We start from the raw sequence: 13214 nt of genomic DNA on the forward strand, positions 1-13214 counted from the left end.
TCATATGTACTCGGTACTTTTAGTCGATGATGAGTATATGATTTTGAAGGGTTTAGAGAGAATTATTGATTGGTCAGAATTTGGTTTTGAAATCAGCACTACCTGCAAGAGTACAGTCCAAGCGTTAGATTATCTGGAGAATTCAGCAGTTGATCTAGTGATCGCGGATGTCAATATGCCGTCAATGACAGGCTTAGAAATGATCGAAACAGCTCAACGTAAGAGGATCTCGTTTGAGTTTGTTATCTTGTCAGGATATCAGGACTTTGAATACGTTCAACACGGACTGCAGATGGGCGCAGTTGATTATTTGCTGAAACCGATCGATGCCAATAAGTTGAAGGATGTTCTGGTTAAGATCAAGACCAAGCTTGATGCGGATAATTTGTTTAAGGAGCAGCTTTCGAAGATAACTAATATCACGATGCAGCAATTATTGTTGAATGAATTAACTGATGAGGAAAAAAATGATTTCCTAAGTAATTATGGTCTGTCATGTGAAGTGATCAATGCCGGTATCACAGTTATTGCTTGTAATCGTCTGCATGATTTTAAGAAAATTTTGGATTTCTGCCATGATCAGAATCAACCGCTGCTGTATTCATCTGATGATACGTTATTCATTGCCTTTATTGGGAATAACGGCAGTCTGATCAAGTTCATGCGGGACTTGGAGAATCTTCAATATATAACGAGTGAGTCATATATGACTGTCGGTTCGCGAGTGAACGACTGGAATAGTTTAACTGAGAGTTTTGAACAGTCTAAGAAGCTTGGCTCACTGTATAAGTTTTATACTCGCAAGGATAATTTTTTGAGTAACCAGACTAGAATGGATTGGCTCAATCAAGCGACCGTACCGAAGTTTACGCTGACTGAGATCCGTAATGCGATCAACAATAATGATTACGAAGGCTCGATCAATATTTTGAAGCAAATTTTTTCGGAGTTTTCGAAGAATGCTATTAATCCGAGTTATGCACGACAAATGGCTTTTTTGATCTTCTTAGAGATTCACAAGAAGATGGACCTCTCTGATAAGGAATATCAGGACATTGTTGTGAGGATCAATAAGTCTTCTAGCTGGCAAAAACTAGAAGATCTATTGATATCAATGATCGATGTGCTACTTGATCAGCAGAGCCAAAATGATTTTGTATCGTTGAATGTTCAAAAGACGATCGAGATAGTTAATCGGGAATATCAAGATGATATTAATCTTTCTTTGATATCAGAACGGCTGCAGTTGAATACGAATTACTTAGGCCAATTGTTCAAGAAAGAAATCGGCGAGAGTTTCGCTAGTTATTTGAATCATTATCGTATTCGTAAAGCTAAGGACTTGTTGAGTGACAGTCAAATGAGTGTTGCCGATATCGCCTTGGATGTAGGTTACGTTAATACCGGATATTTCTTCAAGAATTTTCGAAAGATATCTGGACTATCTCCAAAAGAATTTCGCCAACAGAGCCATGAAATGTCTAATTAATGATGAGGATAGTTAAATGAATAATTTGGGATTGATCGATATTGGTGGTACGTCCATCAAGTTCGCCATTTGGCGAAATAATGAATTAGAGAAATTGCCTGCCGTTATGACGCCAGATAACTTGGAAGGATTCTACGAAGTACTGACGAGTGCGGTTGAAAAGATGAAGCTAGAGGCACAGATTGTTGGAGTTGGTATTAGTTCACCCGGTGCAGTTGATAAAACTATCGGCGTTATTAGGGGAGTATCTGCGGTGAAATATCTGCATGACTTCGATATCTTGAGTGTGCTGACGGAGAAGTTTGGTTTGCCAGTTAGTCTGGAGAATGATGCCAACTGTGCTGCTCTTGCTGAATTGGATGCCGGTGCCGGTAGGGGTGTCGCCAGCTTGATATTTTTGATACTCGGAACCGGTGTTGGTGGATCTGTTATTGTTGATCATCAGATTTGGCACGGCGCGCACTTATTTGGTGGTGAGTTTGGTCTCATGTTGATCGATGGGTACAAGACATTGAGTAATTTAGGAACGGCAGTTAATGCAGCAGCGAGGTATAACGCTGTTAATGGGACGCAGTGTTCTGGTAAGGAAGTTTTCGCGTTAGCTAAGAGTGGTGATACTAGCGCCCAAAGAGAAGTTCAGACGATGTATCAGGCTCTTGCTAAAGGAATTTTCAATTTGCAGTATTCATTTGATCCTGAACGAATCGTGATCGGTGGAGCAGTGTCTAACAACCCTGATTTAATTCCAGCCATTGAGGATGAAATAGATAAACTCAGGGATGTCACCGGAATTACCTCGGTCAAACCAGAATTAGTGACTTGTGAATTCACTGATGGTGCGAATCTGCGTGGTGCAATGGTTGACTTTTATCAAACTTTTGAATAAAAAAGGGACTCACTTTCATGAGTCCCTTTTTTTTATGGTAACAAGGTTATTCGATTGATTATCTTACCACCAGAAATCACTTGATCATGCGTTATATAACGGTCTGAAGAAACGTGATCGTTCACGGATTCTAGATGATTGAACTGGTTCTGTGGCAAGTTGTTCTTGGTGATGATAGTTGTTTGTTTACCGTTAGGCAAGTTTAATTTTACACTGTCGAATTGTGGTGAACCGACGACGTATTGACCACTGCCAGGGCAGACAGGTAGAATCCCAGAGTTGAGAAGATATACCAAGCTGACATTGAACCGTTATCCTCATCACCTGGATAGCCATTGATCGTGTCATTGAACTTATTCAACAGTTGTTTAACTAAGATCGAAGTGTATTCAGGCTTGTCCGTGTACATGAATAAGTAAGGAATGTGGAAGCTTGGTTGATTTGATAAGGCTAATTGACCGAAGTTAAGCTGAGCCATTTCCGTCATTTCGTGAATTTCGAAGCCGTAGCCACCGACATGATAGGCGGGAGCTTGGTTACACAGTTCTACTAGTGTATCTCTGAAGCCGTCTTCGTCGTTATAGAGGTCTCTAAGTCCATCGATGTCGTGAAAAACTGAGAAGCTGTTTTGCCAAGCACTACCTTCGGTATAATCGGTGCCCCAGCTTAGTGAATCAAACGGTTCTTTGAATTTGCCGTTTGCTAATTTGGCACGCATCAGGCCGGTCTCTGGATCGAAAAGATTCTTATAATTCATTGATGAGTTGAGATACTTTTGTTGGATATCTGTTTCACCAAGAATCTTAGCAACTTGGCTAATGCAGAAGTCACTGTAAGCATAATCGAGCGTATTGTTGACACTCTCTTTGTATTTGTCAGCCGGTAAATATCCATAACGGTCGTAATCAGCCGTACCTTGGCGTCCAAACTTGTCATTGTCAGCCTTCTTAGTTGAGCTATCGATCATTGCCTTTAAGAATAACTTTAATTTATCGTCTGATAATAATCCTTTCACAGCAGCATCCGCAATCACTGCATCAATCAATGTTCCGGGCATCATACCACGCTCGTCTGGTGCGAGCCATTTTGGCAGGAAACCACTTTCGAGGTAGCTATTGTAGAAGCCATCTAACATCTGTTTGAAGGTCTCTGGTATCAAAATAGAGAACAGCGGGTAAACAGTCTTGCTGGTATCCCAGAAGCCATTGTTCATGTACAGGAATCCTGTCTTAGTGGCTTTGTTGTAGATGTCAAAATGGATTGGTTCATTATCTTGATCCAGTTCGTAACACCGTTGTGGGAATAGAAAGACTCGATAGAGATTGTGATAAAAAGTTGAAATGTTTTGTTTGTTTTGATCACTAACTTCAATCAAGTCAAAATACTTTTGCCATTCTGTGGCTGCTGATTCAACAGAAATATCAAAATTTGGATTTATGCGATCAAGATTTAACTCTGCCTGTTTTGGACTAATAAATGAAGTAGCCAAGGTCACATTGAGCTCAGTGATATCGCCAAAGTTAACTAAGAATAGGTCATACAATTCGGTTTGAAATTGTTGAGTAGATTTGATCGTAGCATCAAAGTTAATTTTTACAAATTCGTTAAAATCATCGCTAAAGTCAGAAGCATAGTTTTGGACGGTCACTGATAATTGATTACCTGCAACATCAAAACGCCCAGTCTTAGGTACTTTTAATAGGAAACCATTGCTATGTCTATTAAAGGTGTACCGTACATTAGCTCCATAAGCACTGGCGGTTAATTCTGATGTAACGTCATAACGTTGATCTTGGATGCGTAAATAGTTAGGTTGAAAGATGGCTCTTTCAGGATCATATGAACCGCTAATAGTATTCAAGTCGGTAATATCGACTGATTCACTGATGGCGGTAAAAATAAGTTGCTGGAAGTCGCCGATCCAAGGGCTAGGCTGATGAGTCAGTCTAATTCCAGAATATTTGTGATCAGTGGGTTTGAAAAACCAAGAGGTGTCCTCATCAGTTGTTTGTACACAAAAATAATTCATGCCAAAGGGTACACCGGTATAGGGCAAGGTATTCCCATGTGAGAAGTCGGGACTGTTATTAGTACCGTGTCGGGTGTCGATATTTTCGATGTTCATTTCAGAACTCCTTATTTGGTAGATTGTCGACTGATCAATTTAACCGGAATAGTAATAGTGTCGGGAACGTCAAAATTTGGATCTTTGATTTTATTTAGTAAGATCTCAGTTGCTTTTGCACCAATTAAATTGAAGTCTTGATTGATTGTAGTCAGACTAGGATAGCTCAGTGAAGCAGCCTGAATATTGTCGAAACCTACGATCGATACAGCATTCGGGATATCGATATCTTTTTTGTGCAAATAATTAATGATATTGATGGCTGTAACGTCATTTTCAGCGACGATGGCATCGATCTTTTTCTCAGAAATATAACTAGCAATGGTCTCAAAGTCACTCTTCTTGTTGAGAGTGATGAGTGGAATATCAGTCGTGATACTTTGCTCTTTGAGTGTCGTCAAAAATCCCAAATAACGTGAACGAACTGAGATCTCTGAAAGAGCTGAGTCAGCGACAAAACAGGGGTGTGAATTGCCCTTTAAGACAGCGGTAGTTGCTAACTTACCACCGTCCAAATTATCTGGCATTACACATGGCAGTGGGAAATTCAGGATCTTCTTATCAAGTAGAACGACAGGAATGTTTCGCAAATAGAGCGAACTCAATACACTGATATCTTCACTGACTTGGTTGACGTAATAAAGAATCCCGGCGACGTTAGTCAGAATATTGGCGTAGTCTTTTTTGAACTCTTGATTACTGATAGTTTTCAAGTGATATTCAGGAGTGTTATTGATCTCCTTGAGTACACCACTCATGTAGTCACCAAATTCATAATTGTTGGCAAATGGAATTACCAGAAGAATCTCTTGGACGTGAATGTCTTGAGAGATGGAATTCTGAATAACGATCGTACCTTTACCCTGTTTTCTAGCGACTAATTTATCCTGTTCCAACTCGTTGAGTGCACGTTTGGTAGTTATCCGACTGACCTGATACTTCTCAGCTAGTGAGAGTTCACTAGGAAGGGTCGATCCGATGGGATATTTTTGAGAAAGAATATCTTTTTTTAATGATTGATATATCAACTTATACTTAGGTTGCATGGCTATCCGTCCTTTACTTTACTGAATATAACATAAAAAAATCAAAAAACAACTAGTAATCTGTTATCGCTTGCATTATACTTTCACTTAAATATGATATATCAACTTATGGAGGTAAATAATGAAATTAACGCAACCGATTAAGTATTTTATGGAAGAGGTAGCATACGTGTCCCAAAAGACGCCGGATTGGTCCAAAGTTTTTGAAGTTACTTACACTAATACTTGGAAAACGGCTATCAAGCCAATGCCGGAGAACGGTACCTTTGTCTTAACTGGTGACATTCCCGCCATGTGGCAGCGTGATTCAACTTGCCAAGTGCGTCCATATTTGGTTATGGCGCAACATATCCCCGAAGTATCTGACTTGATATATGAAGTTGTGAAACGACAATTCTTCAATATGAACCTTGATCCATATGCGAATGCCTTCAACGCGGAAGCTAATAATGCTGGTCATCAGAAGGATAAGACTGTGATGACACCGTGGATCTGGGAACGAAAGTTTGAGATCGATTCGTTATGTTTCCCAGTTCAGTTGTCATATCTATTGTATAAGAATACGGGCCGAAAAGACCAATTCGATGAAAATTTTGTTAGTGGAATTAAAAAAATGTTAATGGTTTTTGAAACGGAGCAACATCACAACACATCTGACTATCGTTTTGAACGGACTTATGATCGTCCAGAAGATACGCTGGTTAATGATGGAAAAGGCAGTGAGGTTGGCTATACCGGTATGATCTGGTCTGCCTTTAGGCCTAGTGATGATGCCTGTGTTTATGGATACTTAGTTCCAGCCAATATGTTTGCAGTTTTAGTTTTGGACTACATCCAAGAGATTTTTACAGAGATCATTCCTAATGAAGTAATCGTTCAAAAGGCTAGAAAAATCCAACGAGAAGTTCGTGCTGGTATTGAAGAATACGGAACAACGACTAACGCTGCTGGTGAAACGATCTATGCCTATGAAACTGATGGCTTAGGGAATCATCTCATCATGGACGATGGCAATGTTCCTAACTTGTTGGGTACACCATATCTCCATTACACCACAATGGATGATCCAATCTATCTGAATACAAGAAAGACGATCCTTAGTCCGGAGAATCCTTATTTCTATGTTGGAAAATATGGTCAGGGACTAGGTAGTCCGCATACACCAGAAAATTATATTTGGCATATCGCACTGTCCGTTCAAGGATTAACACAAGCTGATGAGGCTGAAAAAGCCCGTTTATTGCAAAACATGGTCGACACAACGGCCGGAACTGACTTAATGCACGAGGGATTTGACGTAGATGATCCTAATAACTACACCCGTGAATGGTTCTCTTGGGCCAATATGATGTACTGCGAACTATTCCTCAACTACTACGGATATCAAATTAAGGAGTAATTTAAAATGACTAAGAAAAAAGTATTTGTAGTTTCACACAGCCATTGGGATCGTGAATGGTACATGGGTTATGAACATCACCACATGCGTTTGGTGACTTTGATGGACGACTTATTGGAACTATTCAAGACAGAACCAGGATTTAATAGTTTTCATCTTGATGGCCAAACAATCATCTTGGATGATTACTTGCAAGTTAGACCTGAGCGAGAAGCAGAGGTCAGACATTATATTGAAGAGGGCAAGCTAAAGGTTGGTCCATTCTACATTCTTCAAGATGATTTCTTGATCAGTTCGGAAGCTAATACACGCGATATTTTGATTGGAGCACAAGAATCCAAGAAGTGGGGTAACAAAGTTAACTTGGGTTACTTCCCGGATACCTTTGGTAACATGGGTCAAACGGCACAGATGATGAAGTTATCTGATCTGGACTTTGCGGCCTTCGGACGTGGTGTTAAGCCAACCGGATTGAATAATCAAGTCTTTGAGAATGAGAATTATAGCTCACAATACTCAGAGATGTGGTGGAAGGGTCCAGATGGATCGAAGGTTCTAGGATTGTTATTTGCCAATTGGTACAGTAACGGTAATGAAATTCCAGTGGATAAGACTGAAGCTAAAGAGTACTGGGATCAAAAATTACAAGACGTTGAAAAATATGCCTCAACGGATAATTTGTTGATGATGAATGGTGTTGATCATCAGCCAGTTCAAAAGGACGTGGTCGAGGCCTTGGATGTTGCCAGTGAATTATATCCAGATTATGAGTTTATTCATTCTAACTTTGACGACTACTTAAAGGCCGTCGCTCAAGATATACCTGAAGACTTATCGGCCATCGATGGTGAGCTAACTAGTCAAGAAACAGACGGTTGGTATACATTGGCTAACACTGCTTCTAGTCGAGTCTATTTGAAACAAGAAAATACAAAAGTTCAACGACAGTTAGAAAATATCACTGAGCCATTAGCAGCTATTGCATACAAGAATACCGACAACTATCCACATGATCAATTAAAATATGCTTGGAAAACTTTGATGCAGAATCACCCACACGATAGTATCTGTGGCTGTTCAGTGGATGAGGTTCACCGAGAAATGATGACGAGGTTTGAAAAGTCTCGAGAAGTCGGTGAGTACTTAGCTAATGACGCGCTAAACATCATTGCTTCAAAAATAAATACAAGTGTCTTCGCCGTTGATAGCAAGCCATTTGTAGTTGTTAATACTCAAGGCTACGAGAAGAGCCAGATGGTGTCAGTTGAGATCGAGTGGGATCGAGCACCATTCTCTGAGGGTAAGCCGAATGATCAGTATGAATTGATGCAATCAAGATTGGCTGAATTACCTGAGTTAGAGGTAGTTGATAAGCATGGTTACAGTATTCCATTTGAATTGGTGAAGTCGGAAACCCGCTTTGGTTATGATCTTCCAAAAGAACGATTCCGTATTCCATATATGGGCTTGTTCATTACGATTCGGATTCCTGTTGAGAATTTGCCAGCTTTATCTTGGACAACTTTGGCACTACAGAAGAAGTCTCAAGCGGTTATCAAGGATGATCATAAATTATTTGATGTTGAGAGTAATACGCTAGAAAACAACTGGCTCAAGGCGACTGTCAAGTCAGATGGTAGCTTGAAGATATTGGATAAGAAGACTGATCGGGTTTATGACGACCAAATGATCTTTGAAGACACTGGTGATATTGGTAATGAATATATCTATCGTCAGTCGGCCGATAAGAAGACTATCTACTCGACTGATTCTCAGGCTGAAATTGAAGTATTGATCAACAATGAGTACGAAGCCAAGATCAAAGTCTCTCAAGATATGTGTATTCCTGTTTCAGCAGATGAAAGATTGGAGTATGAACAAAAATCGGTTATTGATATTACTGAACGAACTGCCAGACGCGCTAAAGAATGTCGAATGATTAGAGTTTCGACAGTTATTGGAATAACTAAGATGGAAGATCAGTTGAAGTTTTTGACGACGTTTGATAACACTTGTTTGGATCATCGTGTACGGGTATTATTCCCAACAAAATTGGAAACAGACACGCATAACGCCGAATCAATCTATGAAGTAGTTGAACGTAGTAATCAAGTGAGTGATTCTTGGGAGAATCCTACCAATCCTCAACATCAACAAGCCTTTGTTAACGTCCAAGATAACCGTGGCGGCGTTACGATCGGTAATTTAGGATTGAATGAATATGAGATTTTACCTAAGGACAACACGATTGCTGTGACCTTGTTGCGTTCGGTTGGTGAAATGGGTGACTGGGGTTACTTCGAAACTAAAGAGGCTCAATGCCAAGGTGCACAGAGCTTTGTTTATAGTTTGTCATTCCATGATAGAAGTACAGCCAGCCAAATCAATAGTTATATGCAGACTCGTAATAATCAAGTTCCATTACAAACGATCCAGACTGACGTTCATGATGGCGAATGGAAGTTAAGTCATGCAGTTTACAAAGTCTCAGCTGACGACTTTGTCATTACTTGCTTCAAGCAAGCTGAGGATGGAACTGCTGATATTATTCGCGGATACAACATGACTAATGAGTCAGAAGCCATTGGTCTTAACGTCGAAGACACTAAGCTGCACACGGTCAACTTATTAGAAGAACCATTAAATGATATATCCAAAGAAGTACTTGAACCGGCTGAAATTAAGACTTTTAAGATTAACTGGTAAATCATTTTTGAACAAACTGACTATAAAATATATCAAATTTTGGATACTTTGCCGTTTTTATGAAAACGTTTCTATCATATTCTTGTTATCGTAAAGAATAATAAAAAAGGATGTTTAAAAAATGGTAGAAATCGACTTAAATCACATATATAAAAAGTACGCTAATGCTGAAGAAGAAAATTCATATGCTGTATCAGATTTTGATCTTCACATTAAGAACAAAGAGTTCATCGTTTTCGTTGGACCATCAGGTTGTGGTAAATCTACTACACTGCGAATGATTGCCGGTTTGGAAACAATCACTGAAGGTGAATTGAGAATCGACGACGAGTTGATGAATGACGTTGTTCCTAAGGACCGTAACATCGCCATGGTTTTCCAAAACTACGCGCTATACCCACATATGACAGTTTTCAAGAACATGGCCTTTGGTTTGAAACTACGTAAGTATGAAAAGGACGATATTGAAAAACGTGTTAAGTATGCGGCTGATATCTTAGGATTGACAGAATACTTGGATCGTAAACCAGCTGCTTTATCTGGTGGTCAAAGACAACGTGTCGCTCTAGGTAGAGCCATCGTGCGTGATGCCCCCATCTTCTTGATGGATGAGCCGCTATCTAACTTGGATGCTAAATTACGTGTCAGCATGCGTGCTGAAATCGCTAGACTGCATCAACGTCTGCACACTACAACTATTTATGTTACCCATGATCAAACCGAAGCGATGACAATGGCTGATAGAATCGTTGTTATGTCAATGGGTGAGGTTCAACAGATCGGTACACCGCAAGAAGTATATGTAACGCCTAGAAACAAATTCGTTGCTGGATTCATCGGTTCACCATCAATGAACTTCATCGATGTAACTTACAAGGACGGGGTTATCACAGATACTGAAGGTTTGAAGATCGCTGTTCCTGAAGGTCGTGCCAAGGTTCTTGAGAAAAAAGGTTATAACGGTAAACAAATGACCTTAGGTATTCGTCCAGAAGATATTCATGCTGAAGAGGCCTTTAGTGAAACTTGGCCTAATTCAGTCGTAGAAGCTGAAGTTGTTGTTTCAGAACTATTGGGTGCCACTTCAATGTTGTATTCCAAAGTTGACGGAACTGAATTTGTTGCAATCGTTGATGCGCGTGATTATCATAAACCTGGAGAAAAAGTTAAGTTGTCGTTTGACATCAACAAGGCTCATTTCTTTGATATTGAAACTACGCTAGCAATCCGCTAATTCAAGGAGGCAATTTATGGTAATTGACCAATTATTGAAGATGTATCCCAGTGCAAAGGTGATCTCAGTACCAAATTGGAAAGACAAGTCAATTATCAATTACCGAATTGCGGACGAATGGGTGTCGATCGAAAAAAATGAGCTAGATGATCGTCAGGTCGAATTGCTTGAGTTATTGAGTGATCATAATGAAGACGAGATAACGAATGATTGGTGGCAGTTTTTGAATCAGCGAAGTAATGATATACCGCTAGTGTCAAAGCAAACTGTTAAAATAAAAATCATTCAGTTTCACACCAGTAAACTAGAATCACGAGATTTGTCGCAACAGTGGATCAGAGCATTTTCATCGTTCTTCAACAAAGTTATTGATACGTTTTGGGTAACATCAGAATACGGAATACTTATTTTGAGTGATTCAGAAATATCACTTGATAATACTGAATTGATATCAATGATCCAGTTGATCGATGAAGACTTTGGGACTAAGACGGAAGCTTATGTAGGTCAAACCTGGGCTTTGAATGAAGAATTGCCAGAAATATTTGAGTTGGAAAAATGTATTTTTGAACAAAATGATGGTGATGCTGTTAGTAATTTATCTTCTGATGTTATTTCGTTCATGTTCAATCAAAAATTAGCCAGTGAAAAATTATTTATCGTTTTGAAAAATACTATTACTTCTAACTCTGAATATATTGCTATGATCCGTTCGTTGTACTTGAATCAAAATAATATTGCCAAAACAGCCAAAGATCTATATGTTCATCGCAATACGCTCTTATATCGCATCGACAAATTCAATCGAGAAACCGGATTGAACTTGAAATCGATGGATGATCTAGTACTCTGTCACTTACTACTTTGCTAACGAGAAAGAGGTCAATATGATTAAGTTCCCAGATAACTTTTTGTGGGGTGCTGCTGCCTCAGCACCACAGACTGAAGGTCACAGCCTAACTAATGGCAAGTCAGCGACAACTTGGGATGAGTGGTTCGAACAGAATCCAGAAAAATTCAATCATGGACAAGGTCCGCAGGATACTTCTAATGTTTATGAGATGTACAAGGAAGATGTGGCAAATATGCCAAGGGTCGGTATGAATTCATATCGGACTTCGATTTCTTGGGCGAGACTATTGCCAGATGGCAGGACTTTGAATCAAGAAGCAGTTGAATTTTATCGTGACTATTTTCAAACGATGCTCGATCATAATGTTGAACCGATCGTTAACTTGTTCCACTTTGATATGCCATGGTGGTTGATGAAAGAAGGCGGTTGGGAGAACCGTAAGTCAGTTGACGACTTCGCCTTTTATGCCAAAACAGCATTTGAACAGTTTGGAGATCTAGTTAAGACTTGGTCAACATTCAATGAGCCACTGGTTCATATTGAGTGTGGATATTTGTATCAATTTCATTATCCCGCTATCGTTGACTTCAAGAAGGCGGTTCAGGTTGGTTATCACACATTGATGGCGCATGTCTGTGCAGTCAGAGAATTTCGTAATAGTGGTGCCGATGGTAAAATTGGAATTATCCTAAATGTTCTACCAGCTTATAGTCGAAGTGATAGTGCTGAGGATATCAAAGCCAAAGAAGCCGCAGATCTATTGAATACGTACAGTTTCTTGGATCCGACGGTGCTGGGTGTGATACCAGAAAAACTGATTACGTTATTGAAAGATAATGACTTACTGCCGTACGTTGATGCCGCAGACAATGAATTAATCGCGAAGAACACGGTCGATTACATTGGTATCAACTATTACCAACCAAGGCGAGTTAAGGCGCCGGATAATAGTGTTAAGAAAGCACGGATGCCAAGTGATTTGTACGAGAGTTATGACTGGCCTGATAAGAAGATCAATCCTTACCGTGGTTGGGAAATCTATCCTAAGGCGTTATATGATGTGGCGATGATGATGAAAGATCAGTATCACAATATTCCTTGGTTTGTCAGCGAAAATGGAATGGGAGTTGCTGACGAACAACGTTTCATGGGGGATGATGGGATGATCGATGACCAGTATCGTATCGACTTCATGAAGGAACACTTGGAGTGGCTTCATAAGGGGATCGAAGCTGGTAGTAATTGTTTTGGTTATCACGTCTGGACATACGTTGATTGTTGGTCCTGGTTAAATGGCTATCGTAACCGTTATGGACTTTATAGCGTTGATCTCGATAATGGTTTTAAGCGAACGGTCAAGAAGAGTGGATTGTGGTTCAAACAGCTTTCTGATAATAATGGATTTTAACCAAAAAATAACCGAGGTATTCGCAAGTTTAAGCGGATACCTCGGTTTTTTGGCATATAATGTAATTA

8 protein-coding genes and 1 pseudogene are annotated in these 13214 nt (G+C 39.7%); 7 read left to right on the plus strand and 2 right to left on the minus strand.

Annotated features, from left to right (window positions below):
* Positions 1 to 4 precede the first annotated feature (4 nt).
* Both JCM14932_RS01850 and JCM14932_RS01855 read left to right on the plus strand, forming a co-directional pair.
* On the plus strand, positions 5 to 1489 hold the full coding sequence (locus JCM14932_RS01850; protein ID WP_025023360.1) for a response regulator transcription factor: 1485 nt from the start codon (positions 5 to 7) through the stop codon (positions 1487 to 1489).
* 16 nt (positions 1490 to 1505) lie between these two features.
* A complete protein-coding gene (locus JCM14932_RS01855; protein WP_025023361.1) occupies positions 1506 to 2375 on the plus strand; it encodes an ROK family protein in 870 nt (289 codons plus the stop codon).
* A 32-nt stretch (positions 2376 to 2407) separates the two neighbouring features.
* Here the strand turns inward: JCM14932_RS01855 and JCM14932_RS14220 are convergent.
* Positions 2408 to 4500 (minus strand): annotated as a pseudogene (locus tag JCM14932_RS14220) (GH92 family glycosyl hydrolase).
* Positions 4501 to 4511: 11 nt separating this feature from the next.
* Positions 4512 to 5546: a GntR family transcriptional regulator gene (locus JCM14932_RS01865; protein ID WP_025023362.1), complete on the minus strand. Its 1035-nt coding sequence runs from the start codon at positions 5544 to 5546 to the stop codon at positions 4512 to 4514.
* Between the two features lie 121 nt (positions 5547 to 5667).
* On the opposite strand from JCM14932_RS01865, the gene JCM14932_RS01870 reads away from it, so the two are divergent.
* The 5 genes from JCM14932_RS01870 (at position 5668) to JCM14932_RS01890 (ending at position 13146) form a co-directional block, all read left to right on the plus strand.
* On the plus strand, positions 5668 to 6945 hold the full coding sequence (locus JCM14932_RS01870; protein ID WP_025023363.1) for a glycoside hydrolase family 125 protein: 1278 nt from the start codon (positions 5668 to 5670) through the stop codon (positions 6943 to 6945).
* Positions 6946 to 6951: 6 nt separating this feature from the next.
* Positions 6952 to 9651: an alpha-mannosidase gene (locus JCM14932_RS01875; protein WP_025023364.1), complete on the plus strand. Its 2700-nt coding sequence runs from the start codon at positions 6952 to 6954 to the stop codon at positions 9649 to 9651.
* A 121-nt stretch (positions 9652 to 9772) separates the two neighbouring features.
* Complete coding sequence (locus tag JCM14932_RS01880; protein ID WP_025023365.1) at positions 9773 to 10885, plus strand: ABC transporter ATP-binding protein; 1113 nt, start codon at positions 9773 to 9775, stop codon at positions 10883 to 10885.
* Between the two features lie 16 nt (positions 10886 to 10901).
* Positions 10902 to 11756, plus strand: coding sequence for a helix-turn-helix domain-containing protein (locus JCM14932_RS01885; RefSeq protein WP_025023366.1), 855 nt, complete (start codon positions 10902 to 10904; stop codon positions 11754 to 11756).
* 16 nt (positions 11757 to 11772) lie between these two features.
* Positions 11773 to 13146 carry a glycoside hydrolase family 1 protein gene (locus JCM14932_RS01890; RefSeq protein ID WP_025023367.1) on the plus strand — a complete coding sequence of 458 codons (1374 nt, stop codon included), beginning with the start codon at positions 11773 to 11775 and terminating at the stop codon, positions 13144 to 13146.
* Positions 13147 to 13214 lie beyond the last annotated feature (68 nt).

This window comes from Companilactobacillus nodensis DSM 19682 = JCM 14932 = NBRC 107160 (genome assembly GCF_000615905.1).
In the GTDB taxonomy this organism is placed as follows: Bacteria; Bacillota; Bacilli; order Lactobacillales; family Lactobacillaceae; genus Companilactobacillus; species Companilactobacillus nodensis.